This window comes from Saliniradius amylolyticus (assembly GCF_003143555.1).
GTDB classification, from domain to species: Bacteria; Pseudomonadota; Gammaproteobacteria; order Enterobacterales; family Alteromonadaceae; genus Saliniradius; species Saliniradius amylolyticus.
The window spans coordinates 178,269-201,398 of sequence record NZ_CP029347.1; the positions used below are offsets into that span (position 1 = coordinate 178,269).

Genomic DNA, 23,130 nt, shown 5'->3' on the forward strand with positions numbered 1-23,130 from the left:
AGGTCCGGTGTATTAGGTTTTGGTTATAAGCGGACGAAAGGCGGTGATTATTTCGACAACAAAGATCTTGAACCCAGCCTGTGGATACATTAATATGCGCCGCTCTTTGCGGCAAGTCGCAAATTTTTCCTGACAATGACGTATGGTGTTCAGCTTCGGGCTGGATAGCGATGCGGCCTTATACGATGAGGTAACCCATGAAACAAGGTATTCATCCTGAGTACAACGAGATCAACGCTGTTTGCACCTGTGGCAACAAAATGGCGATCCGTTCCACTCTGAAAAAAGACATCAACCTGGACGTATGTTCAGCGTGTCACCCTTTCTACACTGGTAAGCAGCGTAACGTTGATACCGGTGGCCGAGTTGACCGCTTTAACAAGCGCTTCGGTATGCTGAGTGGTAAGAAGTAAGCATCGACTTATTTCTCTAAAAAAGCGTCTTCGGACGCTTTTTTTGTGCCTGTAAGGTGGGTTGAGCAACGAGCAACGAGCAACGAGCAACGAGCAACGCCTTCCGTCATGCCTGCGAAAGCAGGCATCCATCGGCGCAATCAATATCTTCAAGTCTGCGATATGTCTTCCCTGACTGAACGCCCAGCTCAGCATCCGTTGCCTCGCGTTCGAGCCTGAAATGGTTGCGCGCCCTCACCATTTCCTGGCGGCTCTCACCCTGCTCGGGGGCAGGAATGACTCAGTATCCAGCAGCGGCGCTAAAACCCAGCTCCAGGGACTGATTATTATTCGAAAAAATTACGCAGGTAAATTTTCATCGTTTCAGCATAAACTCTCACATTAACCGCAAATATACGCATATTCATGATTTTTATACTCAGAAGTAAAAACTTAGATGTTTTTTTAACTGCCTGATACGCGGCTCATCTGATATGTTGTACTAAAGTCTTGTGGTAACTTGCTACCTCATATAACTGAATACATAAAAAGCACACACGAAACGCCACAATAATAATAAAAAGCTGTGCTTTACCTTGAACCCTACAACAAAAACTAGAGGCTAAAATGTCCGATTTTCGTCAAAAAGCTCTGGATTATCACGCTAAACCGGTTCCCGGCAAGATCAGTGTCGAACTGACGAAGCCCGCCGAGAAGGTGTCTGACCTGGCGCTGGCGTACAGCCCGGGCGTGGCTGAGCCGGTGAAGGAAATCGCCGCCGATCCAGACAATGCCTATAAGTACACCGCCAAGGGCAATATGGTGGCGGTCATTTCTAATGGCACGGCGATTCTTGGTCTGGGCAACTTAGGTCCGCTGGCCTCCAAGCCGGTTATGGAAGGTAAGGCTTTGCTGTTTAAACGCTTTGCGGGGCTCGACTCCATCGATATCGAAGTTAAACACCGCACCACCGAAGAGTTTATCAACACCGTAGCCAATATCGCCGACACCTTTGGTGGTATTAACCTGGAAGACATCAAGGCGCCCGAGTGTTTTGAGATCGAGCAAGAGCTGATCAAGCGCTGTCAGGTACCGGTTTTCCACGACGACCAACACGGCACTGCTATTGTGACCGCTGCGGGTATGTTGAATGCGCTGGAGATTCAGGGCAAAGAGATCCACGACTGTACTATCGTTTGTATGGGCGCGGGTGCGGCTGCTGTAGCTTGTATGGAGCTGCTGATTAAATGCGGTGCCCAGCGCGAACGCATCTATATGCTGGATCGCAAAGGTGTGATCCACACCCGTCGTGAAGAGCTCCCTTCGCACAAGCAGGCCTTCGCCAACAATACCGATAAGCGCAGCCTGGAAGATGTTCTGGAAGGTGCCGATGTATTTGTGGGCGTATCCGGCCCGGATGTATTGCCACCGGAAGCGCTGAAACTGATGGCGCCAAATCCGGTGATTTTCGCCTGCTCCAACCCGGACCCGGAAATCAAGCCTGAGCTCGCCAACTCGGTGCGGGACGATCTGATTATGGCCACCGGCCGTTCGGACTACCCCAATCAGGTGAACAATGTGCTCTGCTTCCCGTTTATTTTCCGCGGGGCGCTGGATGTGCGGGCCAGCACCATTAACGATGAAATGAAAGTCGCGGCGGTAGAAGCCATCCGTTCCATCGCCAAAGAGTCGGTGCCACAAGAAGTGTTGGAAGCGGCGGATATCGACAAACTCGAGTTTGGTAAGGATTACATCATTCCTAAGCCGATGGACCCTCGCTTGTGTCAGCGTGTGGCTAAGGCCGTGGCCCAGGCCGCCATCGACAGCGGTGCCACCGACTTAGAAGCCCTGCCAAAAGGCTATATGGAGTAATACCGGCCTGCTCTCAAAGCTGGTATGACGCTCAGAAAGCCTGCCCTTCGCGGCAGGCTTTGTTGTATATACCCTCGGGAATTACAAAAATAGCCATTTCTGCCACCGGGCAGAAATTCATTGGCGATATGAATTCCTTGTCTTAGTCCCCAAAAACCACCTTTGTGCCGCCTAACTCCTTATCCCTCAAAGAAAAACAAAAAAGTGCAAAAAAAATGTGGGTAAACACTTGAGATCATACCGACCAACCCCATCTAGCCTAGCATCTACGAATTCACGGCTCAGACTTACCTCCGAGCCAAGCAGGTTTCCCGGTTTCCGCCGGGATATTTACAGCTGATATTTTCAATATTCAGGAGAATTGAGAATGAAAATCCGTCCTTTACATGATCGTGTGATGGTTAAACGCCAAGAGCAGGAGAGCAAGTCTGCCGGTGGCATCGTTCTGACTGGTTCAGCCGCTGAGAAATCCACGCGCGGTGAAGTTGTTGCCGTAGGCAATGGCCGCATCCTGGATAACGGCGACGTGAAAGCGCTGGACGTTAAAGTGGGCGACACCGTGATCTTCAACGACGGCTACGGCGTGAAAACCGAAAAAGTCGACGGTGAAGAAGTGCTGATCATGAGCGAGTCAGACATTCTGGCCGTTGTAGAAGAATAATCGAGCGAACGAATTTAAGAGGAAACAATCATGGCTGCTAAAGAAGTACGTTTTTCTGACGACGCCCGCAACAGAATGCTGAAGGGCGTAAACACCCTGGCAAACGCTGTAAAAGTTACCCTGGGTCCAAAAGGCCGCAACGTGGTTCTGGACAAGTCTTTCGGTGCCCCAACCATCACTAAAGATGGTGTATCTGTAGCGAAAGAAATCGAGCTGGAAGACAAGTTCGAGAACATGGGCGCGCAAATGGTGAAAGAGGTTGCCTCTAAAGCCAACGACGAAGCCGGTGACGGTACCACCACGGCCACCGTACTGGCGCAAGCCATCGTGACCGAAGGCCTGAAGTCTGTTGCCGCCGGCATGAACCCCATGGACCTGAAGCGCGGTATCGACAAAGCCGTTGCCGTTGCCGTTGAAGAGCTGAAAGCGCTGTCTACCGAGTGTTCCGACAGCAAGTCTATCGCTCAGGTAGGTACTATCTCTGCCAACTCTGACGAAGAAATCGGTCAGATCATCGCCGACGCGATGGAAAAAGTCGGCAAAGAAGGCGTTATCACCGTTGAAGAAGGTCAGGCGCTGCAAAACGAGCTGGACGTGGTTGAAGGTATGCAGTTCGACCGCGGTTACCTGTCGCCTTACTTCATCAACAACCAGGAAAGCGGCCAGGTAGAGCTGGAAAGCCCCTACATCCTGTTGGTTGACAAGAAGATCTCCAACATCCGTGAACTGCTGCCGACTCTGGAAGCCGTTTCCAAAGCTTCTAAGCCGCTGCTGCTGATCGCCGAAGACGTAGAAAGCGAAGCGCTGGCAACACTGGTTGTGAACAACATGCGCGGTATCGTGAAAGCCGCTGCCGTTAAGGCGCCTGGCTTTGGCGACCGTCGTAAAGCCATGCTGCAGGACATCGCCATTCTGACTGGCGGTACCGTGATTTCTGAAGAAATCGGCATGGACCTGGAAAAAGCCACTCTGGAAGATCTGGGTACGGCCAAGCGCGTTGTAATCAACAAAGACAACACCACCATCGTTGACGGTGCTGGTGAAGACACTGCCATCGAAGGCCGTGTTGCTCAAATCCGCGCTCAAATCGAAGAGTCGACTTCTGACTACGACAAAGAGAAGCTGCAAGAGCGTCTGGCCAAGCTGGCTGGCGGTGTTGGCGTTATCAAAGTTGGCGCGGCCACCGAAATGGAAATGAAAGAGAAGAAAGCCCGCGTTGAAGACGCCCTGCACGCCACTCGCGCCGCCGTTGAAGAAGGCGTAGTACCTGGTGGTGGTGTGGCGCTGGTTCGTGCCGCCGCTAAGATTGTTGAACTGACCGGCGACAACGAAGACCAGACTCACGGTGTTCGCCTGGCCCTGCGTGCGATGGAAGCGCCTCTGCGTCAAATCGCCACCAACGCCGGTGCTGAAGCCTCTGTGGTTATCAACAAGGTAACCGAAGGTACAGGTAACTACGGCTACAACGCCGGTAACGATACTTACGGCGACATGCTGGAAATGGGCATCCTGGATCCAACCAAGGTAACCCGCAGCGCGCTGCAGTTCGCAGCCTCTGTTGCCAGCCTGATGATTACCACCGAAGCCATGGTCGCTGAGATTCCTCAGAAAGACGAAGGCGGTGCCCCTGATATGGGCGGCATGGGTGGTATGGGCGGAATGGGCGGCATGATGTAAGCCAGCCTAACGTCTCGTTAGCCTTTAATAGCCCGGCCCAGCGCCGGGCTTTTTATTGCTATGAGTTTTGTTGCTTCGTATTAATTATGCCGTCTACGGGGCTTAACACTCCGGCTCGCCTACTCCCAAGAACATGGGTATAGATTTCGGTTGTTTTCAAATCAGTGTGCCCCAGCAATTCCTGAACGGTGCGAATATCGGTTCCTTGTTCCAGTAGCCTGGTCGCAAAAGAGTGACGAAACGTGTGCGCGGTCACGCGCTTGGGCAAGTTGGACTTTACCACCGCAGCTCTGAGTTGCCGTCGGTAAGAGGACGTATGCCAGTGATGGCGACAGATATAGCCATCCACTGGATGTTGGCAGCGCACATCGGACGGGAAGAGATACTGCCACGCGTAGTCATTTAATGCCGACTGATATTTACGTTTTAAAGACGCAGGTACGGAGGTAGCGCCGAACCCTTCGGCAAGGTCAGCATTATGCGACTCCCTGACTTTTTCCATTTGTTGCATCAACCCTTGGACAAGCCCACTGGGTAAAAGGGTGTATCTGTCTTTACGCCCTTTACCTCTAAAAACGAAAACAGACCGATCATAGAAGTTTATATCTTTAACTCTGAGCCGTAGGGCCTCGTGAATGCGTAAGCCAGATCCATAGAGTAAAGCGGTAATGAGTTTTGCTCTTCCGTGAAGCTGCTCCATAATGGTTTTAACTTCCGAGGGAGACAGCACCGCTGGCAAATTTTTCGGTGTCCGAGTATAGCCATAATTCAAACCTTCAAGCTCCCTACCAATTACATAGCGATACATAAATACGATGGCGCACAGTGCGAGGTTTTGTGTTGAAGGACTGACCTTTTTGGCTACGGCAAGGTCGGTTAGAAACCGCTCGACATGCTCATTGTTCATGTTCTCCGGGTGTAGCATGGCATTAAAACGAATGAACTGACGCACCCAGTACAGATAACATTTTTCTGTTCGAATGCTGTATTGACGAGTCCTAAGTGCAGCTCTTACCGACTCCATAAACTGAGACTTTGGCATAAGGCCCTACCCACAACTGTGTTTATATACAGTTATAATAGACTATGTGTCATTTTCCAGTTGGAGAGAGTGTACTGGTGCTCGCATTGTGCAAGAGGGTTATCGCAACAGTTTGATAAAACGCCATTTTTCGTCAAGCTTGTGTTTTTAGCGAGCGCTCGGTTAGACTGTGCTCACTTTCTACATATCTTCTGGCACATGGCGATCTGCCCAAAGGCCATTAAAGGATTGTTTTAAAAGGAGTTAACCGATGCGCTATCCTCAAACCAGCTACAATCATCCCGTATTTAGTGCGCATGCACACTAATAACTGTTAAATGTACAGGGAGTAATCATGTATACCGGATATTGGATTGACGATAATTACATTTGGGGGCCTGAAGAATCGGGTAAGTTCTGGATCGACGATGGTTGGGTCTGGGGGCCATACAATTCTGGAAAGTGGTGGATTGAAGACAACTGGATTTGGGGCCCAACTGATGGTGGTAAGTTTTGGATAGAAGATGGTCATATTTATGGCCCCTCCAATACACTGCCTTGGCTTAAAAAATAGGAGGCCTAAATGACTGAGTGGGTAAATGTTAGGTCTACGGCAATCCGCCGCATTGGGTATGACTCAGATTCAATGCGTATGTATATCGACTTTGAAGATAGTGACCCTGTCTATACATTTTGCAGAGTTCCTGAGCGGGTATTTAGAGAGTTCGTGAATGCTCGCTCAGTTGGTCAGTATTATCACCAATATATAAAAGATCGCTACGATTGCTAAAAACATTTAACAAGGCCAAGCACAATCGTGCAATGCAAAAAGCGCATTGCACTGGACGGCCTACACTACGTTTCGGCCGCCTGTGTTGGCGGCGTTAGCAGTAAAAGGGAGTTTTTAATATGAAGTTGAAATGGTTGATATTAGTTTTATTTCTTACTAGTTGCGCTCAAAACTCTGGGATTATCCCGATGGGTGGAGATACTTATATGGTTTCTCGTCAAGCAGCGACTGGTTTTTCTGGAATGGGCACTCTAAAAGCTGAGGCAATGAAGGAAGCTTATGCTCAATGCCGAAAGTCTAATAAAATTGTTCAAGTAATAGAAACAATCGATGCAAAACCACCTTATATTTTCGGTAATTTCCCTAAAACAGAAATCCGATTTAAATGTGTTGCTGAACAATAGTCATGCAATTTACTGCTAACAAGGCAAGTCATCGGAAAACCACTCACTGGCTGCGCCAAAACGTTCGCGTTTTCCGCTGCTTGGGGCGTTAGCCAGTAAAAGTGAATGAGGCATATGAGCCAAGAGATTGAGCAAGCATTTACCCGGTACCGTACCGGTGAGCGGCCCTGGACGCATGTAGAACGAGACTGGTATGTCGCGGACGGGGTAGGTCGGTTGTATCCGCTCAAGTACATCTGGGCATTAGCAACCAATTCCGCGCCTAGAAATTTCAATACTAGCCACGCACGGAAAGAGCTCGCAGAGCGGGAATATTCGGTCGTTCGGCTGGATAGTAAACAAAAATATTACAACGAGTGGCGTAAAAAAGCAGATCAGTTGGCTGGAAGCACGCTTTCGGATGAGGAAATTCGTAAGCGTGCTAATGAGGCGCCGAAGAAGCCAGTCAAACACTTGACAGCTAGCTACCAGTTCGGACGAAATCCATATGTATCCGCTTTTGTACTCAGACGTGCAAATGGGGTATGTGAAAGGTGTGGAAGTCCAGCACCCTTTCGGAAGCGATTTGATAACTCGCCATACCTTGAAGTGCACCATACAGTCCCATTGTCCGAGGGCGGAACGGATACAATCGATAATACAGAAGCGGTTTGTCCGAACTGCCACCGTGAAGCTCATTATGGCTAACAAGTCGCGTCAGCAATACAAGGAGTGTGCGTAATGAAAGCATCAACCAAACTATGGCTTAAGTATTCAGGTATTGGTTTAGTCGCGTCGTTGGTCGTGACCAGTTTGCTGGAGGCCGCTGGGGGCATTGCATACCCCTCCAGTGAAGGGGCCATATTCGGTGTTATGACGGCAGTGGTGGGCGCAGCGATTAATGAGGCCTTTAAAGTAGCTGAGCGATAAAACAGCGGCAGGAAGCTTATTATCCAATTACTGCTGCTAAAGACGGTTGGTTGGGGGTATTGTAGGCTTCGACAATAAGAGCCGCTCTACGTGGCTTGTTATCCATCGCAGTGCGTCTATAAACAGGGGAGTCATAATATGGAAATGTTAATCCTGCTACCAATCCTCTTAGTTATTTGGCTGGTGCCGGTGATCATGATTGGTATTTCAGACAGGACCCGGGGTAATGAGAAGATTGCCTGGATTCTGTTGGTGATCTTTGTGTCCTGGTTCGCCTGGGTTTTTTATCTTTTACTGGCGCCGTTAAAAACGGATGATGCTTCCCCAAAGCAGTGAGTCGATAGTTCAGACTAAAGGCTGCCTGTAAGTGAGCGCGAGTCACAGGGCCGACGCCTTTCGCCTCACCTGCTTCATCATTTACGTAAGGAATTTTATGTTACGACTGATACTGGCTTTGCTGCTACTGGCGGTAGTAAAGGTGGCTTGTGCCTCATCCACACTGACCATCGACGGCAAGGCCATCGAATATGAGGTAAAGGGCGATGGGCCAATTCCGGTCTTGTTCGATGCCGGTGCCCTGATGGGTATGGCTGGCTGGGATTCGGTTTGGGAGCAGTTGCCCTCCAATATCACCGCCATTCGCTTTTCCCGCCTGGGTGAGGGCGAGTCTGACGCTTGCACAGGCAAGCGCAGCCGACAGGACTATGTGGCGGAGGTGGATAAGGTTCTTACTGCCCTCGATATTGAGCGGCCCTTTGTGTATGTGGGGCATTCTTTTGGCGGCATTACAGCGCGGCAGTTTTCTGCGGCGCATCGGGGCGAGGTCTCGGCCATGTTGTTGCTCGACCCCTATAACCCGCACGATGTGGATATTTTAAAACAACTGGACCCGGTGGATGGCCCCAGGCAGATTCAAGCGGTGAAGCAAGCGGATTATGAAGCGGGCGCGGGCAAATGGTGCTTTTTGGATATTATCTGGGATAAGACTGAGTCGTTAGGCTATGAGGCCATTGGCGATCTGCCCGTTACCCTGATCGCCGCGGCGAAGGTGCCCGCCGAACCCAGAAACCTGTTTGAAAGCGCCGAGGGGCGTAAGCTATGGGGCCAGTATCAGAGTGACTGGGTGCAGGCCTTTCCCCGTGGGCGCGCTGTTCTGGCGGAACAAAGCAGCCACTATGTGCAGGACGATGTGCCAGAGCTGGTTGTCGAGGAATTAAAACGGTTACTACAGCGGCTGTGACCCAAATAGCCGTGACGGCAACTCATAGTGTCTGTGTCACTGCAGTTGCGGCTGATGGACGACAGACACAAAAATAAAGGGACGTGATGAGCACGATGAAAAGACTTTATCGTTATCTGATTTTACTTGCATTGCTTATTGCTGCGATATCGGCCTATAGCGTTGGCAGTCAAACAGGCATGTTTGTCTTTATCATTCTTGGCTTCATCCTTGAGGCGGGCTTTTGGCTGGGGTTGTTTCCAGTCAGGCGGCGCAGGCAGTGAGCGGATGCCACACAATGTCATTAAGCTTATGGCGTGGTAAGGCCGATGAAAGCCGTTGTTAAGTTTTACTGGCCGCTACTGCTGTTGATAGCCCTGCAGCTTGGCTTCACCGGTTACCTGATGATTCTGCACCGGCCGGAGTGTGAGCCGCTTTTCGGTGTTAATACCCTGGTTTTAGCCATGCTGATGTATTGTTATCTGCTGCCAGCCACGGTTTTTCTGGGCGCAGGCTATATGAGTTACATCAGTTATGAGTCACTGAAAAGCGGGCAGTTTCCGCCAGCGGGAATGCCCGGCTTTAAGGGGCGCAAAGTCACAACCGGCGCTAAAGCTCGGGTGCTTGCCGTCGCCGGGATGTTATCACCGGCGCTGGCACTGGTTGTCATAGGGCTGGGTATCCAGTCCTACAACGCCCTCGTTGGTGATCAGGGGCTTGACGGGTTGCAAGCCAATATCGAGCAGGCGTGTCAGAAAGGGGCTGGTCAGCGCTGAGCAAGGCCGCAACCTTTACAGGCCATAACCGCACAGAAGTGCCGTTCCGGTGTGTGCACCGGGTCGTTGTGGGTGATATGTTGATGCCTTATCGAATCAATACGGTCAGCGTGCCGGTTTCAGGAGGAACAAACCATGGAAATTCTCAACCCCATCTTTAGCATGGTCATACTCACCGCGCTGGTGGGCTTTGCGCTCGGGGGCGCACGATTTGCCAGTATCAAAAAAGGCCAAGTGGACGGACGTTATTTTAAACTGATGTCTGGCTACGAGTTGCCGGAGCACCTAAAACAACTAGAGCGTAATTTTGGCAATTTACTGGAGTTGCCGGTGCTGTTCTATGTGGTCTGTGTACTGAGTCTGGTGTTAACGGTCAGTAGCCCACTGTTTTTATCTATGGCGTGGGCCTTTGTGGGGCTGCGGGTACTGCATACGGCAATCCACATTAGCTACAACCACCCCCTCCACCGCTTTTTGATATTTTTGTTGTCCACTTTGGTGTTGCTGGGGATGTGGTATGAACTCTATTCCTTAGTGAGCCAAGGGTAACAGGGCGGTGAGTGGTGAAGCATGATGGGTCAATGGACCAAAGTAGGTGTTGCGCTGGTCATCACAGGGCTCGTCGTTCCAGAAATCATTGATGCCGTTGAAACCGCCTACCGGTTAGATATTAAACGGGATTTTGGTGTACTCCCCTGGCTGATAATGACTATCGTCGGGGCCATCATCTTACTGCGCTCCGCGGTTGTTCATTTTCGGGCCAGGAAAAGCAAAAAAGCCGAAGCCGACAGCGGCGAGGGTAAAACATAGCAAGTCACAGTCGTTATGGATGGCTGTCAGCGTGTTGATAAACTCGGGGAGGTATCGATTGACGCCGCCCCGCTTCTTAAGGAAAGCAATGAAGGTTATTAAGTTAGTGGCTTTGCTATGTCTGGTGGTTATCGCTGCCGGTCTCTTCTGGCAACGTCATGCTATCGCCTGCGAGGCGGTGTCGTTATCCGGCTATCAAATGATTGCGCCTGGTGTGTTTGCCTCCCCCGAGCTGAATAACCCGGATTCGCTTTTGACACCAGTCCGCAAGGGGAAAGAACGGGTCGAGGCGACGTTTGGCGTGCTGACGGCGCGGCCAACACTGATCCTGGTCGCCAACGCAGAACAAGCGGCTGATTTTGGGGCTAACTCAACGGCTACCGCTCACTTTACTCCTTTTGGAACCTGCATGGTCCTTGGGCCAAAGGGTCAGAATGTGGATGTGATCGCCCATGAATGGGTACATGCCGAAGTCGGCCAGCGGGTTGGCTGGTTTAGGTTTCGGCAGGAAATACCGGTTTGGTTTAATGAGGGCGTGGCTCTGATGGTGGATCACCGATCGCCGTTTTTGGTTAAAAACATTCACCTGAGCCAGGCCGAGGTCGATGCTGTAAAGCAACTCAATACTGGTGGAGCCTTTTTCGATGGCGCCAATACCCACAAGCATTATCTCGCCTCGAGGCTGGCGGTGGAATCGCTGGAGCCCGCGAGCCTGTATTCAAAACTGGCCAGAATTCGGGACGGAGAAAACTTTGACCGAGTGTTCCAATGGTAATGCGCAGATACGCCTGAAAAAACAATACCTAAATGACGAGAAGAGGAATGAAAATGTGGGAATATAAAATTGTGGATTCTTCCCTGGCCGAAAAGGAAGGCTTTTTAAAAGGTCGAACCGTCGACTCTGTAGAGAGCTACCTGAATAGTCTGGGGCAAGATGGTTGGGAGATCATTGATATCGATTTCAATATGGACCCAACCATTCCGGGCGGCCCCACCCACTTTCACGGACTCGCAAAACGCAGAAAATAACGGCATCTGACGCAGGGCAATACAGCATTTAACAAGTTGCGCCCCTTTTACTGGACTTATGCAGTTAAAACTATTTAGGGAGTTAGTATGAATAAATGGGAAATCGCCGGGGTGGGGGCAATGTTGGTTCTTTCAGTTGCCGTGCTCATTGTTGCTATCTTTATTCTTGGCTCAGCGATGGGTCGATTTTTCGTATCGGGCACTGTTGAGTTATCGATGCTTCAATTCGGCGTTATTTGTGGCGGAGTGACCGCGATAGCGACTTTTGTGCGCTGCGTAAAAAGACTAAAGCGTCGTTTTGCGTTGGCACGAACATAATAATCGCACTTAATCGTTTGCAGGCTCGCAGGGACAGTAACGCGTAGTGTGTATCCAAAGTGAGAGCTTCGGTCGAATATTCCAATGTTGAAGTGCAGAACTGGCCTCTAAGGAAATATGAAAATACCCCCTCTATTACTTGTTTTACTACTGGGCGCGCTGATGTATGTCATCTCACTGTTTACGCCATCGGTGGTTGTGCATCCTGTACTGCGGTTCACGGCAGCCGCCGTTATCTTCATCACGGGCTCAGGCATTAGCTTAAGTGGGGTGCTGGCATTCAGGCGTTCGAAGACCAGCGTTAACCCTTTATCGCCGGATAAAGCCAGCTCGCTGGTGGAAACCGGTATATACCGGATCTCCCGCAATCCGATGTATGTCGGCTTTCTGATGATGTTGCTGGCGTGGTCTATCGCTTTAGCGAACCTCTACACATTGCCCGCATGCGTTGTCTTTTTCTGGTACATCAACCGGTTTCAAATTCCCGAGGAAGAAAGAGCCCTCAAGGCCATGTTTCAGCAATCGTACACAGCGTATACTCGCCGGGTCCGACGCTGGTTATAGCCAACAGGAGAATGAATAATGAGTGAAAGCTGGGACGATTATGCCCCGGGCTGGGACAGCAATGAAGCGGTCATCGCCTATGCTGATAAAGCACACCAGGCGCTGATACAGGTTATGGATCCGGCAGGCTTCCGGGTTCTCGACTTTGGTTGTGGTACGGGCTTGCTGAGCGAGCGGTTGTCGCCCTCGGCCGCATCGATTGTGGCACTGGACCCAGCCCCAAAAATGATTGCTGTACTGGAGAATAAGGGGCTGAGCAATGTGGCCACCATCACTGCCGGGTTAGACCCTAAACTGGCCGCCGAGCATCCGCTGCTCACCCCGGGGTTTGATCTTATTGTGGCGTCATCGGCGCTGGCCTTTGTGCCCGATTACGTGGAGACGGTCAGTCTGTTAAAGCAACTGCTGAAGCCTGGTGGCAGACTTATACAGTGGGACTGGCTCAAAAAGCAGGACGATGAGGGGGCAGGATTTTCACCGCACCAGATCCGTTCGGCGATGACCGCCGCTGGCCTGGTGGACTGCACGGTATCCACCGCTTTTTCAGTGCAGGCCGGGGGCGACAAAATGGACGTATTGATGGGTGTGGCCCGTAATAACTAGATGAGGCGATTCCATGCTTCTACAGGTAGCAGTATGACTGAGGCAATCAGAAGCGGCACGAATATCAGGAAACGCTCATAGCGCGACTCGCCGGCCGGATTCGGCGGCTTTAAAGATAGCCTGCACCAGTCGGATATCGGCCAGGCCTTCTTCACCGGGCACGAGAATTGGGCCCTGGCCCAGAATGGCCTGGGCGTCGTTGTCCATCTGCAGGGTTTGCTGCATGCCCTTGATGGGCGCCAGTCGCTTGCCCGAGCTGGTGGTGGCGGTCACGCCCGAATAGCTCTGCATGGGCGCTAACCGGTACCAGCCGGATTCGCAATCCACCTGCAGGTGATTAAAGCCTCTCACCACACTGGTGCCGCAATCGGCGATAAGTCCATTGGCAAACTCCAGGGTAAAATAGGTGGTTTCATCCACTTGGGTGAAGATCTCGGGGTGGGATTTTTCAAACCGACCGGTCACGGCCACCGAGTTCATGCCGGTTAGAAAGCGTGCGCCGTTAATGGGGTATACGCCCATATCGTAGAGAGCACCGCCGCCCATGTCCTTTTGCATACGCCAGTTATCGGCCGGTAAGCCATTGCCCGGATAGCCGGCAAAGCTGCTGACCGAGGTTATGGTGCCGAAGGGGCTGGTTTGGGCATAGTTGGCCATAGCGCGGGTATTGGGTTCGTGCTGCATCCGGTAACCAATGGCAAGCTGCACATGGTTTTTGTTGCACACATCGATCATGCGCTGGCATTCGGCTTCGGTCATCGCCATGGGCTTTTCACACCATACATGTTTACCGGCGCTGGCGGCACGTTCGGCGTACTTCAGGTGCAAACTGGTCGGTGTCACCACATACACCACATCGATATCCGGGTTGTCGGCCAGCCGGTGCATGGTGTCGTAGCTGTACACATTGGCATCGGGTATCCCGTACCGGCGCTGCCATTTCGGGATCTTCTCCGGTGAGCCGGTCACTATACCGCGCAGTTCACAGAAGCGGGTGGCTTGCAGTGCCGGGGCCAACAGGTGGGTGCTGTAGTTGCCCAGTCCCAGTAATGCCACGCCGACTTTGCGCTGTGACATGGTTGCGGCGACACTGAGCTTAGTGCTGCCAACCGCTAACGCGGCGCTGAACAGTTTTAAAAAGCGGCGACGATCAATCTGGCTCAAAACCTAAGCTCTCGACAAGAAACAGGCTATAACAGATAGTTAATGGCGGAGTTATGCGCAACTTAATTCCGTGAAGACTGAGGCTCTGGTTGCCAGAGTAGGGGCGAGGCTGGCGGTGTAATCTGTCCGAGAAAGGCGAAAAGGAACCTGTATGAAGATGACTCAGACCAGCCGGTTGCTTAAAGCAGTGGGTATCTGGTTGATAATACTGCTAATGGCGATAGTAAATGCGGGCATTCGGGAGTTGCTGCTGGTCCCCGTGATCGGGGCGGAGCTGGCGCTGCCAGCCAGTGGTGTGTTGCTCACGGCTCTTATCCTGCTGATAGCCTGGTTAAGCCTGCCCTGGCTTCGGCCTGAGACAAGCCGTGCCAGCTTTGCTATAGGGGCGGTCTGGTTTGTGCTCACACTGGTTTTTGAATTGCTGCTGGGGTACTTCGTCTCTGGTAAGTCCTGGTCTGAGGTTTTGCAGGTCTTCGATGTTACACAGGGCAACCTGTTTGCTCTGGCGCTGGTTATGACGTTCGCTGCGCCCTGGCTGTCAGCAAAAATTCGCCGCCTGTTTTAGTGGCAAAGCCACACTGGCGTTGTTGCCACGCAGTGGCGCCGGGCGTTTTTACAAATGCCCGGTTTTGACGTAAATCAGCGCACCATCTTCTTTGGTAAACGGCGTATGTTCACTCAGGTGGGGGCTGCGTAGCCAGGTTCCCTTGGGGTACACGCCATGCTCATCGTAGAACGTGCCTTCCAAGACCAGGATTTCTTCGCCGCCCCAGTGTCGGTGGGGTTTAAACTGAGTGTTAGGTGCCCATTTTACCAACGCCACATGCTCGGTCTGGAATTCGTGCAGTGGCATGACGGTGAGCCCATCCACCAATCCCTGATGCCAGGGCTGAGTATGGGTGTTGATCACCTTTTGCTGCTGGTCTGCTTTATCAAACTGGTGCAGCTTTACGAATATGGTGGCGCCGTCTTCACCAATCCGGGGCTGATGGGCGGTGCCGATGGGATTACGCACATAACTGCCTTTGGGGTAGCTTTGATGCTCGTCGGCGAAGGTGCCTTCCAGTACTAAAAATTCTTCGCCACCATCGTGGGTGTGGGGTGAAAACTCACTAAAAGGCGCATAACGAACCAGCGATGTGGCCCGGGCTACTTCATCCCCAATGCGATCCAGCATCATGCGCTGCACGCCGGGCATGGGTGAGTCCAACCATTGATAATCCTCAGGCCGGATTACCACAGGTTGCTCAAAGTCTGCATTAAGGCGGGTTGTCATCTGTGCCTCTCAAACTGAAGATTATTGATAGTATGGGTTATCGAACGCAAAAGCCACGTGGGCGTCTGTGCTGGTATATTGTCTCAGGCCGGTCACACTCAAAACGAGCCACCCTGACAAGACAAGTGCGTGGTGACTTTTGTGGCAATAAGATAAAACGCGGCGTTACCGCTATTCTATCGGTAATGTCTGGCCATATCATTCGCAGGCGCTGGAGCATTTATGTTATTCCTAAGCACCTTGCAGGACAATCGTTGTTTCTTAGCAGGGTAAGATGAGGTGCACGATGACTAAAACCGGACTCATTCTGGCATCAGGTTTGGTAATGATTGCAGGCTGCGAAGGGGCCAGAGTCACCGATTCAGGTGATGCCATTAGTTGCAATGAAAGCTGGTACCAGCTTGTCGAAAGTCTCATTCCGACCGGAGATGGTCAGGGCCATGGTCCCGACTATGGTTCTGAGGAGTGGCGTTCTGTTATTGAGTTCAGGTTGGGGATTCGGGAGGATGAGTCAGTGCCTGCACTAACGTCGCCCCAGTGGTGCGCGTATATTCATCGCAATTATATTCAAACATCGTCCTAGCAGCTGTCATTCGGCAGCGGTATCAGGCGGCAGGATGAAGGAGAGCCAATGCTTGAGGTTTTGTATCTATTAGCGGGAATCGCGCTACTCGCAGGCGGCGGGGAGGCATTAATTCGCGGCGCTCTGGGGATTTCCCAAAGGCTTAAGATATCGGCCTTACTGTCTGGGCTGGTGATCGTTGGCTTCGGTACGTCTATGCCAGAGATGGTGGTGTCGTTGGATGCCGCTCTGAGCGGGCAGCCTGATATCGCCATTGGCAATGTGGTGGGCAGCAATATTGCCAATATCCTGTTTATTTTAGGCCTCTGTGCGCTGATAACCCCTATGGCGGTGACGCCCACGGCGTTGAACCGGGATGGGCTTGTGGTCGTCGGTGCCAGTCTGCTTATGATTGGACTGGCTTGGTGTCAGGCTTTGTCGCGCATTGACGGGGTGATTTTAATGGTGGCACTGGCGGGCTACTTAATCTGGGCCTATCGCAGTGAGCGGGACAAAGCCTTGCCCGTTGCCAGGGTGCACGAGGCAGAGGCGGTCGAAGTACAGGCGGTACCCAAGTCCCTGGCATGGTCTTTTGGGGCCATTATGGTTGGGTTGGCGGCACTGATTGGCGGCTCGCAGGTATTGTTGAAAGGCGCAGTGGGTATTGCTGAGCTTTTAAGTGTTCCCAAGGCGGTTGTCGGCTTAACTCTGGTCGCCGTGGGGACCTCTCTGCCGGAGTTAACCATCTCTGTTATGGCGGCGATTCGCCGGCATGCCGATGTGGCGGTGGGTAATATTCTCGGCAGCAATATTTTTAATCTGTTGGGGATCCTCGGTATTTCGGCGGCAACGCAGCCTCTGGCTTTGTCCGGGCGGGTGGCAGCCTTTGACCAGTGGGTCATGCTGGGCGTGGCGGTGGTCCTGATGGGAATGTTATACAGTGGTCGCAGGCTGGGCCGGATTGAGGGGGCTGTCTTGCTGTTAGGTTATATTGCCTATGTCACAGTGAGTTATATTGCCTTATAACCAGAGGGCGATAGCGCCATGTCCCTTTCGCGCATGCAAACAGAATCAAGAGAATATGATGTATAAATATAACGCTATTCAGGCCCGTATCGGTGCGTTCAGGCTAGGGAAGGGAGTCGCAGGAGCCTTGTCGCTGGTGTACTGCTTATTGCTATCCGCTTGCACGGTATTGCCTAACTCTTCTGAGGCCGACGTACAGGCGGTTGCCCATTCGTATTTTGAAACCTATGCCGAGCGGTCTGACTTCGATCGCTTTATGCGCTTTTATGCTGATGACGCAAAGCTAACGGACATCGTGTATGGCAATGAAATTAACGGTAAGGACAATATACGAGACTTCTTTGACTGGCACCGCGGCGACTTCACGGTGGTTGACGCAGGGCCTGCACTGGAGGTTGAGGAACAGGTGATATCGGGAAACCAAGTGATCACGAAAGGGGTATTCAGGGAGTTTGAGTATAACGGTAACAGGATGGGGCCCTGGAAGTTCATCATTTGGCAGGAGCTGAACCAGGCGGGCAAGGTGATTGCGCAAGAAGACTGGATTAACTATACCCCTAAGAAAATTATGCTTGGCAGTTAATGAAAAATTCCTTAACGCATAGAAGACCCTGATGGAAGTTATCCAGATCCCCGGTTTTAGCGACCCCTTTAGTTCAATCAGTCACCTGTTAGCCGCCGGGCTGGTCCTGATTCCGGGCTACTTTTTGATCCAACAGGCCTTAGGAAAGCGGCGGCGGGTGATTACCGTTGGCATCTATGTGTTTTCGGTGGTGTTTCTGCTGTCCATGAGCGGCGTGTTCCACCTGCTGGAGCCGGGCACTACCGGACGGGCGGTGCTAAAACGTTTGGATCATGCCGGTATTTTCCTGCTTATTGCCGGCACGTTCACGCCCATTCACGCTATTATCTTTCGTGGCTTTTGGTGTTGGGGCTTCCTGGCCTTTATCTGGACTCTGGCCATCACAGGTTTAACGCTGAAAACCATTTTCTTTAATGATTTCGCCGAATGGCTGGGGCTTATCTTCTATATCGGGTTGGGATGGCTGGGGATTGTCTCAGCCTATCTGACTCACCGTATGCATGGTCTGGCGATCATCAGGCCGTTACTTTTCGGGGCACTGGCCTATACGCTGGGTGCAACACTGGATTTTCTGCGCTGGCCGGTGCTTATCGACGGTGTGCTTGGCCCTCATGAGCTATTTCACATCGCCGTGTTGGCGGGAATCGCCTGGCACTGGCAGTTTGTTAAAACCCTGCTGAAATGGCCGGGGTAGGCCGGTGGCTTTCTTCTGCTCACTAATACCAGTATGGTTGTCTGACTGAAACTCAGTGGTGGTAATGTCAGAATGAAGTTATTGCTTTTCCTCGGTACGGTGAGAGACAGCAGTCCGCCTCGTCCGTCCCGTCTGGGCGAACGGGTGGCGAAAGCCTGCCTGGATTGGTTTCAGCATCAGGCGCCAGAGATAGACGTCACGCTGGTCGATGCGCTGGATTATCCTGCCGGGCCGGTGTTTAAGCCGCACTTCGCTTATCCCAGAAGCCGGGTGCCGGAGGATCTGGACACGCTGGCAATTCAGATTGAAGCCGCCGATGGCTACATTATGGTCAGCCCGGAATACAATCACACCATGAGTCCAGCGCTGACTCACCTTTTGAATCATTTTGGCAGTTCGCTGTTTTCCTACAAACCCAGCGCCATTGTTACCTACTCCGCAGGGCAGTGGGGCGGTATGCGCGCGGCGGTGGGAATGCGTACGTTTTTGTCGGAGCTGGGCTGCTTGCCGGTATCGGCCATGGTGCATATTCCTGAGGCGCAGAAGGTGTTTACGGACAGTGGGCAGGTGCAGGTTGGCGCTGAGCAAGATCGCTGGGCTGACTATATTGGCCGCAGCTTTAAGCAGCTATTGTGGTGGGCGCAGGCGACAAGCCGCGAGCGGCAACACAATGACCCTCACGCGTCGATCAAGGCCTTCAAACGGGCTCCTTCCGAACGTAATGCGCCCTGACCAGGATATAAAAAGGAGCTGCCGATATGCATGTGTATTTTTTGGAGAATAACGACGATCTCAATGGGGTGTTGGAGACACTGCTCCAGCTTCGTCCGCAATATAACCATCAGTCCCTGATGGAACAGATAGAGCGGCAGCAGGCTGAAGGCTATCGAGTTGTCTACGTGAAGCAGGAGGGGCAGGTGCTGGCGGCGGCAGGCTTTGTGATGAGCGAGAAACTGGCCTGGGGCAAACACATTTATATCGATGATCTGGTGACCTGCGAGCAACATCGTGCCAGCGGAGTGGGTGCCTTTCTTATCAACTGGTTTAAAGATTACGCCCGCCAGCATGACTGCCAACAGATTCGTTTGGACTCGGGCGTGCAGCGTTTCGATGCGCATAAGTTCTATCTGCGCGAAGGCTTTCATATCGCCAGCCATCACTTTGCGCTGACAAAGCTTTGATGACCTTGTGTCCAGTGGCAACGGTTGTTGCTTTATAGTTACCAGGTCGGCTGAGCTGAGGCTACACTAAGCTGTGTGACTTCAAATCAAGCCATTGAGAAATAAGAGGAGACAGGGAATGTCGCGCGGGTTGCTACTTACGTTCATTACTATCCTATTTGCCGCGTCGGCTTTCGCCTATAAGCCAGAGTCGGGGCATGAGCCGCTGACTAACGTCGCCACCGAGATATATCAACGTTGCTTTACTGGCAGCCATTTGGCCCGGGTGTCCGGCTGGCGGGCACGGCTGGTGGAAGGTAACCGTGCCATGGATGAGGGGCTGGGCTTCGACCTTGTCGACTGGCTACGGCTGAATGATGACGGGGTTTTTAGTCTGTGGCGGCGCTCGGTGAACTGGCACTTTTATCATCCTGAGCGTACTCATCACTCTCGGGCTTTGTTAGTGGAGCAGTCACTGGAGCGGCTCTGGCAAGATTTAAAGCAGGGGCTGGAGAAGCACCGAAAACCCTATCATAAGCTGATGTTTGCCGGTGGCCTGATGCACTTTATTGAGGATATGACGGTGCCCGCCCATGTGGTGCCGGTTTATCACGGGCCGACTTTGATTGAGGTGGTGGGGCCCTTCCAGTTAAAGCCCTTAGTCGATTATATGCAGGCGTTTCGGCCCGAGTTTAAAGGCATGATTATCGATGCCGTCGATAAACAGCCGGTGCAAAGCTCAAGAATTAAAAGTCAGCTGCTTGAAGATACAGGATTTTGCCAGCAAATAAGCCACCATAACCCGAAAATCGACACCATTTTACGGCAAACCGCCCGTCAGACATTGCATGCCTTACAGCAGGCCATACCCGATTGCCCTCAGCATCGTTGGCAGGACTTCTGGCAACCGCCTGAAGGAGAGGCTTTCTTTGGTCGATATGCGGTCTATCATCAAGATGGTGTGACTAAGAATCCGTTGTTTGGTGAGGCCGGTGCGCTTGAGAATGCGGAGGGGCGGTTGTGTCTGTTTGAGAAGGAGGATGTCCGCTACAAAGACTTTCTCTTTGCCCGGCAACGGGATGCGGTGGAAGCCGATCTCAGAGTGTTAAACTGGGTTGAGCGGCAGCTTAGTCGTTAATGAACAGGCCCACTGGTGTGGGCCTGTATGATTGCATACCATGCTCAGTAACGGTGTACCCTTAACAAGCAAAGGCTGAGCAGTCCCAATATCAGTAATAGCATGCTGGAAGGTTCCGGCACCGAGATGGCAGGGTCAGTGCTGGAGAATGAGCCTGCTTCAATAAAGACCGCGCTATCCAGAGCATTGTCAGTCGCGTCAGAAATACCGAACTTCATAGTGTGAGTCTGACCGATGGCCAGGTTCGAAATACTGGCCGTAAATACATCGGTGAAACCATCATATTCGATGTCAAAAATACCGCCGACGTTGTTGTTGAAGTAGGAGCAGTTGGGGCCAGTGCCAGCGCCAGTGCTGCCGCAGTTAACCGTACCCACCGAGATGGCTTGGCCATCGGGGGCCAGCGCATAGTTTACGCCGTTCACTAATAGGCCAAAGGGGTCAATATAGCTTAGATACTCATTGTACTCTTCAGACCCAAACACAAAATTAAAAAACAGGTTTCCAGTGTCCGTAGTGAACTCAAATTCCAGAATATTGGCGTCATTGGTGGATGTACCGCCAATAAGGGCGGAAAGATCCGCGTCACCGGCAGAGCCAATATTACCGGAAAAGCCAGTGTTGGTGTTGGGACCGACGGCACCCGTGGCGTTTCCGGATGTTAACAGGATGCCGGATTCGATCCCGATACCGGCGCTTACTCCACCCGAGAATAGGCCGCCTTGTGTGTCGGAGCCGATATAATTAACCGACCCTGAATCGATAGTAATGCCGCTACCGCTAATTGCATTTGTGAAATCGCTGCCACTTGATGAGGTCGTGACAATCAGCCCTGCAACGCTGTTGAATGACAACATGGTAAGTATCAGTATGGTTAGCCTTAACATGATGAAGCGCTCCAATGTTAATCAGTTTACTGGAACTGCTTAGATATCCAGTGCGTCGTTACAACAAGAGAGGTGATAACTGCACACTCTGTGCCAGAATAAGTATCCCTTTGCTTTAAAAGCCGTTTTAATAAAGCTTATTGGGCATGAAAGCACGGACTGTAAAATATGCTGACAAAAGAAGTTCGGATGAGAGGAGATCGTTTTTGGCAAGGTCTAAATGTTGGGTTGAAATGAGAACAGGCTTATTGCCGATATTGTTCCTACTGCTAATACCCGGAGGGGGGGGAGTCTATTCTCAAACGGCTGTGGCGGGACCGGCTGCAACCTGCCCTATTCTCAAGAAAGAGAAAAGCATTATTAGTAACCGGTTAACGAAGGCAGTCGGGACGCTCTTAAAAGATTCAGCAGGAGTCGGGAGTAATGCAAAGTACTCTGGCGCTGTGGCTTTAGTGGTCTATAAGGGCAATGTGATTTATCACCAGGCGGTGGGGCAGGCACAGCAGATGTGGCTGGATGAGAAGGGACGTCTTGTGGAGCATGAGTCACCCAGACTCATGCAGCCCGATACGTTGTTTGACCTGGCCTCGGTGACTAAGGTGGCGGCAACGACTACCGCTCTGATGCGCCTTGTTAGTGAGGGCCAGCTTTCTCTGGACGATACACTGGGTGAGCATTTACCAGAGATGGTCGGCACCGATAAGGCCGACATCACACTGCGGCAGCTTCTAACGCATCGCAGCGGTTTATGGCAATGGCAGCCCAGCTGGTTATTTCTGAATGAGCAAAAGCCGGATGTGGTGGACTATCTGGCCGGTTTACCTCGACGCTATCCCATCGGTGAGCGCCGGGCCTACTCTGACTTTGGCTTTATCTTGTTGGGCAAGGTGATCGAGCGGGTAACGGCGGTGACGTTGGACCAGTACGTATCCCGGCATATTTATCAGCCTCTGGGCATGGCTGATACCCAATACCGGCCTCCAGCCAGGTTAAAACAACGTATTGCTGCCACTTCTCACGGCAACCCCTTCGAGCGGAAGATGATAAAAACGGGCAAGCCCTACCCCATGGCCCGCCCCATACCGGATGAGCAGGAGTTTGATTACCGCCAGTACACCCTTGTCGGCGAGGCCAATGATGGCAATGCTTATTATGGGCTGAACGGCGTGGCCGGTCATGCCGGGCTGTTCAGCACTGCCGGGGATTTGGCGATACTAGGACAGACCCTGATTAATGGTGGTTGTTATGGCAAGGCGCGCATTACTGACCGGGAAACGGTCAAGGTCTTCTTTCAAACCCCTTTTGATGACAATCAGGCTCACGGCTACTGGGCCTCCACCAGTCCAGATGGGGCAAAGGTTTACTGGCACCCAGGTTTTACCGGTACGCAGTTTTTGATTCAGCCGCAGGACGAGTTAGTGGTGATACTGCTCACCAACAGGCAGCATCCGGCCTTGCCGGACAAAACCGAGGGCTACCCTTCTGTAAAACCAGTTTGGCAAGCCGTTTTGGATAGGGTTTACAGTGTGCTGGCGTTGAGTGAAAACGGGTAACCTGGGGCTGTGCTGTGGCAGGTGAGAGGCTCTGAAGCAGAC

33 protein-coding genes are annotated in these 23,130 nt (G+C 52.0%); 29 read left to right on the forward strand and 4 right to left on the reverse strand.

The genetic code is table 11. From position 1 onward, the window contains the following. Positions 1 to 197 precede the first annotated feature (197 nt). The 4 genes from rpmE to groL all read left to right on the forward strand — a co-directional run bounded on the left by rpmE (position 198) and on the right by groL (position 4,602). Positions 198 to 413, forward strand: coding sequence for a 50S ribosomal protein L31 (rpmE, locus tag HMF8227_RS00885; RefSeq protein ID WP_109338383.1), 216 nt, complete (start codon positions 198 to 200; stop codon positions 411 to 413). Positions 414 to 1,019: 606 nt separating this feature from the next. Next, positions 1,020 to 2,264 (forward strand): malic enzyme-like NAD(P)-binding protein, encoded by a 1,245-nt coding sequence (locus HMF8227_RS00890; RefSeq protein WP_109338384.1) that lies wholly within the window; start codon positions 1,020 to 1,022, stop codon positions 2,262 to 2,264. Between the two features lie 367 nt (positions 2,265 to 2,631). Beyond that, the gene (locus HMF8227_RS00895; RefSeq protein WP_109338385.1) at positions 2,632 to 2,925 is read left to right on the forward strand and encodes a co-chaperone GroES; all 294 of its coding nucleotides are present in this window, start codon (positions 2,632 to 2,634) and stop codon (positions 2,923 to 2,925) included. A gap of 30 nt (positions 2,926 to 2,955) precedes the next feature. Continuing rightward, a complete protein-coding gene (gene groL, locus HMF8227_RS00900; RefSeq protein ID WP_109338386.1) occupies positions 2,956 to 4,602 on the forward strand; it encodes a chaperonin GroEL in 1,647 nt (548 codons plus the stop codon). Positions 4,603 to 4,660: 58 nt separating this feature from the next. Here the strand turns inward: groL and HMF8227_RS00905 are convergent, their stop codons facing one another. Further along, the gene (locus tag HMF8227_RS00905; protein WP_109338387.1) at positions 4,661 to 5,644 is read right to left on the reverse strand and encodes an integron integrase; all 984 of its coding nucleotides are present in this window, start codon (positions 5,642 to 5,644) and stop codon (positions 4,661 to 4,663) included. 334 nt (positions 5,645 to 5,978) lie between these two features. Between HMF8227_RS00905 and HMF8227_RS00910 the strand changes: the two genes are divergently transcribed. From HMF8227_RS00910 to HMF8227_RS00980, 16 genes are all read left to right on the forward strand, one after another. After that, positions 5,979 to 6,197, forward strand: coding sequence for a hypothetical protein (locus tag HMF8227_RS00910; protein ID WP_109338388.1), 219 nt, complete (start codon positions 5,979 to 5,981; stop codon positions 6,195 to 6,197). 9 nt (positions 6,198 to 6,206) lie between these two features. After that, complete coding sequence (locus HMF8227_RS15300) at positions 6,207 to 6,413, forward strand: KTSC domain-containing protein (protein ID WP_109338389.1); 207 nt, start codon at positions 6,207 to 6,209, stop codon at positions 6,411 to 6,413. A 119-nt stretch (positions 6,414 to 6,532) separates the two neighbouring features. Further along, a complete protein-coding gene (locus HMF8227_RS00920) occupies positions 6,533 to 6,817 on the forward strand; it encodes a hypothetical protein (RefSeq protein WP_239421169.1) in 285 nt (94 codons plus the stop codon). A gap of 114 nt (positions 6,818 to 6,931) precedes the next feature. Continuing rightward, a complete protein-coding gene (locus tag HMF8227_RS00925; RefSeq protein ID WP_239421170.1) occupies positions 6,932 to 7,504 on the forward strand; it encodes an HNH endonuclease in 573 nt (190 codons plus the stop codon). 33 nt (positions 7,505 to 7,537) lie between these two features. Next, positions 7,538 to 7,726 carry a hypothetical protein gene (locus HMF8227_RS00930; protein ID WP_109338391.1) on the forward strand — a complete coding sequence of 63 codons (189 nt, stop codon included), beginning with the start codon at positions 7,538 to 7,540 and terminating at the stop codon, positions 7,724 to 7,726. 144 nt (positions 7,727 to 7,870) lie between these two features. Continuing rightward, positions 7,871 to 8,062: a hypothetical protein gene (locus HMF8227_RS00935; RefSeq protein WP_420820544.1), complete on the forward strand. Its 192-nt coding sequence runs from the start codon at positions 7,871 to 7,873 to the stop codon at positions 8,060 to 8,062. Positions 8,063 to 8,159: 97 nt separating this feature from the next. Further along, positions 8,160 to 8,966 (forward strand): alpha/beta fold hydrolase, encoded by an 807-nt coding sequence (locus HMF8227_RS00940; protein ID WP_109338393.1) that lies wholly within the window; start codon positions 8,160 to 8,162, stop codon positions 8,964 to 8,966. An 86-nt stretch (positions 8,967 to 9,052) separates the two neighbouring features. Then, positions 9,053 to 9,229, forward strand: coding sequence for a hypothetical protein (locus HMF8227_RS14990; RefSeq protein ID WP_162558422.1), 177 nt, complete (start codon positions 9,053 to 9,055; stop codon positions 9,227 to 9,229). 45 nt (positions 9,230 to 9,274) lie between these two features. After that, entirely contained in the window at positions 9,275 to 9,721 is a 447-nt protein-coding gene (locus HMF8227_RS00945; RefSeq protein WP_109338394.1) for a hypothetical protein, read from the forward strand. Positions 9,722 to 9,856: 135 nt separating this feature from the next. Further along, positions 9,857 to 10,270, forward strand: coding sequence for an MAPEG family protein (locus HMF8227_RS00950; protein WP_109338395.1), 414 nt, complete (start codon positions 9,857 to 9,859; stop codon positions 10,268 to 10,270). Positions 10,271 to 10,291: 21 nt separating this feature from the next. Next, complete coding sequence (locus HMF8227_RS00955; RefSeq protein ID WP_162558438.1) at positions 10,292 to 10,531, forward strand: hypothetical protein; 240 nt, start codon at positions 10,292 to 10,294, stop codon at positions 10,529 to 10,531. Between the two features lie 88 nt (positions 10,532 to 10,619). Further along, positions 10,620 to 11,306: a hypothetical protein gene (locus tag HMF8227_RS00960; RefSeq protein WP_109338397.1), complete on the forward strand. Its 687-nt coding sequence runs from the start codon at positions 10,620 to 10,622 to the stop codon at positions 11,304 to 11,306. Between the two features lie 53 nt (positions 11,307 to 11,359). Then, positions 11,360 to 11,560: a DUF4177 domain-containing protein gene (locus HMF8227_RS00965; RefSeq protein WP_162558439.1), complete on the forward strand. Its 201-nt coding sequence runs from the start codon at positions 11,360 to 11,362 to the stop codon at positions 11,558 to 11,560. Positions 11,561 to 11,647: 87 nt separating this feature from the next. Further along, entirely contained in the window at positions 11,648 to 11,878 is a 231-nt protein-coding gene (locus HMF8227_RS00970) for a hypothetical protein (protein WP_109338399.1), read from the forward strand. Positions 11,879 to 11,995: 117 nt separating this feature from the next. Next, positions 11,996 to 12,442, forward strand: coding sequence for a methyltransferase family protein (locus HMF8227_RS00975; RefSeq protein WP_109338400.1), 447 nt, complete (start codon positions 11,996 to 11,998; stop codon positions 12,440 to 12,442). 18 nt (positions 12,443 to 12,460) lie between these two features. Beyond that, positions 12,461 to 13,045, forward strand: coding sequence for a class I SAM-dependent DNA methyltransferase (locus tag HMF8227_RS00980; protein ID WP_109338401.1), 585 nt, complete (start codon positions 12,461 to 12,463; stop codon positions 13,043 to 13,045). A gap of 75 nt (positions 13,046 to 13,120) precedes the next feature. Here HMF8227_RS00980 and HMF8227_RS00985 read toward each other — a convergent pair whose 3' ends face one another. Continuing rightward, on the reverse strand, positions 13,121 to 14,209 hold the full coding sequence (locus HMF8227_RS00985; RefSeq protein ID WP_109338402.1) for a Gfo/Idh/MocA family protein: 1,089 nt from the start codon (positions 14,207 to 14,209) through the stop codon (positions 13,121 to 13,123). 151 nt (positions 14,210 to 14,360) lie between these two features. On the opposite strand from HMF8227_RS00985, the gene HMF8227_RS00990 reads away from it, so the two are divergent. Then, positions 14,361 to 14,774: a hypothetical protein gene (locus HMF8227_RS00990; RefSeq protein ID WP_109338403.1), complete on the forward strand. Its 414-nt coding sequence runs from the start codon at positions 14,361 to 14,363 to the stop codon at positions 14,772 to 14,774. Positions 14,775 to 14,822: 48 nt separating this feature from the next. Here HMF8227_RS00990 and HMF8227_RS00995 read toward each other — a convergent pair whose 3' ends face one another. After that, positions 14,823 to 15,485: a cupin domain-containing protein gene (locus HMF8227_RS00995; protein WP_109338404.1), complete on the reverse strand. Its 663-nt coding sequence runs from the start codon at positions 15,483 to 15,485 to the stop codon at positions 14,823 to 14,825. A gap of 286 nt (positions 15,486 to 15,771) precedes the next feature. Between HMF8227_RS00995 and HMF8227_RS01000 the strand changes: the two genes are divergently transcribed. The 7 genes from HMF8227_RS01000 (at position 15,772) to HMF8227_RS01030 (ending at position 20,648) form a co-directional block, all read left to right on the forward strand. Beyond that, positions 15,772 to 16,068 carry a hypothetical protein gene (locus HMF8227_RS01000; protein WP_109340970.1) on the forward strand — a complete coding sequence of 99 codons (297 nt, stop codon included), beginning with the start codon at positions 15,772 to 15,774 and terminating at the stop codon, positions 16,066 to 16,068. Positions 16,069 to 16,116: 48 nt separating this feature from the next. Next, positions 16,117 to 17,073 (forward strand): calcium/sodium antiporter, encoded by a 957-nt coding sequence (locus HMF8227_RS01005; RefSeq protein ID WP_109338405.1) that lies wholly within the window; start codon positions 16,117 to 16,119, stop codon positions 17,071 to 17,073. 55 nt (positions 17,074 to 17,128) lie between these two features. Next, positions 17,129 to 17,656 carry a nuclear transport factor 2 family protein gene (locus HMF8227_RS01010; protein ID WP_109338406.1) on the forward strand — a complete coding sequence of 176 codons (528 nt, stop codon included), beginning with the start codon at positions 17,129 to 17,131 and terminating at the stop codon, positions 17,654 to 17,656. A gap of 31 nt (positions 17,657 to 17,687) precedes the next feature. Continuing rightward, positions 17,688 to 18,350 carry a PAQR family membrane homeostasis protein TrhA gene (trhA, locus tag HMF8227_RS01015; protein ID WP_109338407.1) on the forward strand — a complete coding sequence of 221 codons (663 nt, stop codon included), beginning with the start codon at positions 17,688 to 17,690 and terminating at the stop codon, positions 18,348 to 18,350. Positions 18,351 to 18,422: 72 nt separating this feature from the next. Further along, positions 18,423 to 19,082, forward strand: coding sequence for an NADPH-dependent FMN reductase (locus HMF8227_RS01020; protein WP_109338408.1), 660 nt, complete (start codon positions 18,423 to 18,425; stop codon positions 19,080 to 19,082). 26 nt (positions 19,083 to 19,108) lie between these two features. Further along, positions 19,109 to 19,531, forward strand: coding sequence for a GNAT family N-acetyltransferase (locus tag HMF8227_RS01025; protein ID WP_109338409.1), 423 nt, complete (start codon positions 19,109 to 19,111; stop codon positions 19,529 to 19,531). 118 nt (positions 19,532 to 19,649) lie between these two features. Further along, on the forward strand, positions 19,650 to 20,648 hold the full coding sequence (locus HMF8227_RS01030; protein WP_109338410.1) for a phospholipase C/P1 nuclease family protein: 999 nt from the start codon (positions 19,650 to 19,652) through the stop codon (positions 20,646 to 20,648). Positions 20,649 to 20,692: 44 nt separating this feature from the next. On the opposite strand, the gene HMF8227_RS01035 is transcribed toward HMF8227_RS01030, so the two are convergent. After that, on the reverse strand, positions 20,693 to 21,535 hold the full coding sequence (locus HMF8227_RS01035; protein WP_109338411.1) for a choice-of-anchor L family PEP-CTERM protein: 843 nt from the start codon (positions 21,533 to 21,535) through the stop codon (positions 20,693 to 20,695). A 233-nt stretch (positions 21,536 to 21,768) separates the two neighbouring features. Here HMF8227_RS01035 and HMF8227_RS01040 point away from each other — a divergent pair, with 233 nt between their 5' ends. Next, positions 21,769 to 23,088, forward strand: coding sequence for a serine hydrolase domain-containing protein (locus HMF8227_RS01040; RefSeq protein ID WP_109338412.1), 1,320 nt, complete (start codon positions 21,769 to 21,771; stop codon positions 23,086 to 23,088). Positions 23,089 to 23,130: the final 42 nt, after the last annotated feature.

Excerpts from the sequence above, each read along its gene's own strand:
- rpmE (WP_109338383.1), top strand. The coding sequence starts at position 198 with ATGAAACAAGGTATTCATCCTGAGTACAACGAGATCAACGCTGTTTGC.
- HMF8227_RS00890 (WP_109338384.1), top strand. The coding sequence starts at position 1,020 with ATGTCCGATTTTCGTCAAAAAGCTCTGGATTATCACGCTAAACCGGTT.
- HMF8227_RS00895 (WP_109338385.1), top strand. The coding sequence starts at position 2,632 with ATGAAAATCCGTCCTTTACATGATCGTGTGATGGTTAAACGCCAAGAG.
- groL (WP_109338386.1), top strand. The coding sequence starts at position 2,956 with ATGGCTGCTAAAGAAGTACGTTTTTCTGACGACGCCCGCAACAGAATG.
- HMF8227_RS00905 (WP_109338387.1), bottom strand. The coding sequence starts at position 5,644 with ATGCCAAAGTCTCAGTTTATGGAGTCGGTAAGAGCTGCACTTAGGACT.
- HMF8227_RS00910 (WP_109338388.1), top strand. The coding sequence starts at position 5,979 with ATGTATACCGGATATTGGATTGACGATAATTACATTTGGGGGCCTGAA.
- HMF8227_RS15300 (WP_109338389.1), top strand. The coding sequence starts at position 6,207 with ATGACTGAGTGGGTAAATGTTAGGTCTACGGCAATCCGCCGCATTGGG.
- HMF8227_RS00920 (WP_239421169.1), top strand. The coding sequence starts at position 6,533 with ATGAAGTTGAAATGGTTGATATTAGTTTTATTTCTTACTAGTTGCGCT.
- HMF8227_RS00925 (WP_239421170.1), top strand. The coding sequence starts at position 6,932 with ATGAGCCAAGAGATTGAGCAAGCATTTACCCGGTACCGTACCGGTGAG.
- HMF8227_RS00930 (WP_109338391.1), top strand. The coding sequence starts at position 7,538 with ATGAAAGCATCAACCAAACTATGGCTTAAGTATTCAGGTATTGGTTTA.
- HMF8227_RS00935 (WP_420820544.1), top strand. The coding sequence starts at position 7,871 with ATGTTAATCCTGCTACCAATCCTCTTAGTTATTTGGCTGGTGCCGGTG.
- HMF8227_RS00940 (WP_109338393.1), top strand. The coding sequence starts at position 8,160 with ATGTTACGACTGATACTGGCTTTGCTGCTACTGGCGGTAGTAAAGGTG.
- HMF8227_RS14990 (WP_162558422.1), top strand. The coding sequence starts at position 9,053 with ATGAGCACGATGAAAAGACTTTATCGTTATCTGATTTTACTTGCATTG.
- HMF8227_RS00945 (WP_109338394.1), top strand. The coding sequence starts at position 9,275 with ATGAAAGCCGTTGTTAAGTTTTACTGGCCGCTACTGCTGTTGATAGCC.
- HMF8227_RS00950 (WP_109338395.1), top strand. The coding sequence starts at position 9,857 with ATGGAAATTCTCAACCCCATCTTTAGCATGGTCATACTCACCGCGCTG.
- HMF8227_RS00955 (WP_162558438.1), top strand. The coding sequence starts at position 10,292 with ATGATGGGTCAATGGACCAAAGTAGGTGTTGCGCTGGTCATCACAGGG.
- HMF8227_RS00960 (WP_109338397.1), top strand. The coding sequence starts at position 10,620 with ATGAAGGTTATTAAGTTAGTGGCTTTGCTATGTCTGGTGGTTATCGCT.
- HMF8227_RS00965 (WP_162558439.1), top strand. The coding sequence starts at position 11,360 with ATGTGGGAATATAAAATTGTGGATTCTTCCCTGGCCGAAAAGGAAGGC.
- HMF8227_RS00970 (WP_109338399.1), top strand. The coding sequence starts at position 11,648 with ATGAATAAATGGGAAATCGCCGGGGTGGGGGCAATGTTGGTTCTTTCA.
- HMF8227_RS00975 (WP_109338400.1), top strand. The coding sequence starts at position 11,996 with ATGAAAATACCCCCTCTATTACTTGTTTTACTACTGGGCGCGCTGATG.
- HMF8227_RS00980 (WP_109338401.1), top strand. The coding sequence starts at position 12,461 with ATGAGTGAAAGCTGGGACGATTATGCCCCGGGCTGGGACAGCAATGAA.
- HMF8227_RS00990 (WP_109338403.1), top strand. The coding sequence starts at position 14,361 with ATGAAGATGACTCAGACCAGCCGGTTGCTTAAAGCAGTGGGTATCTGG.
- HMF8227_RS00995 (WP_109338404.1), bottom strand. The coding sequence starts at position 15,485 with ATGACAACCCGCCTTAATGCAGACTTTGAGCAACCTGTGGTAATCCGG.
- HMF8227_RS01000 (WP_109340970.1), top strand. The coding sequence starts at position 15,772 with ATGACTAAAACCGGACTCATTCTGGCATCAGGTTTGGTAATGATTGCA.
- HMF8227_RS01005 (WP_109338405.1), top strand. The coding sequence starts at position 16,117 with ATGCTTGAGGTTTTGTATCTATTAGCGGGAATCGCGCTACTCGCAGGC.
- HMF8227_RS01010 (WP_109338406.1), top strand. The coding sequence starts at position 17,129 with ATGATGTATAAATATAACGCTATTCAGGCCCGTATCGGTGCGTTCAGG.
- trhA (WP_109338407.1), top strand. The coding sequence starts at position 17,688 with ATGGAAGTTATCCAGATCCCCGGTTTTAGCGACCCCTTTAGTTCAATC.
- HMF8227_RS01020 (WP_109338408.1), top strand. The coding sequence starts at position 18,423 with ATGAAGTTATTGCTTTTCCTCGGTACGGTGAGAGACAGCAGTCCGCCT.
- HMF8227_RS01025 (WP_109338409.1), top strand. The coding sequence starts at position 19,109 with ATGCATGTGTATTTTTTGGAGAATAACGACGATCTCAATGGGGTGTTG.
- HMF8227_RS01030 (WP_109338410.1), top strand. The coding sequence starts at position 19,650 with ATGTCGCGCGGGTTGCTACTTACGTTCATTACTATCCTATTTGCCGCG.
- HMF8227_RS01035 (WP_109338411.1), bottom strand. The coding sequence starts at position 21,535 with ATGTTAAGGCTAACCATACTGATACTTACCATGTTGTCATTCAACAGC.
- HMF8227_RS01040 (WP_109338412.1), top strand. The coding sequence starts at position 21,769 with ATGAGAACAGGCTTATTGCCGATATTGTTCCTACTGCTAATACCCGGA.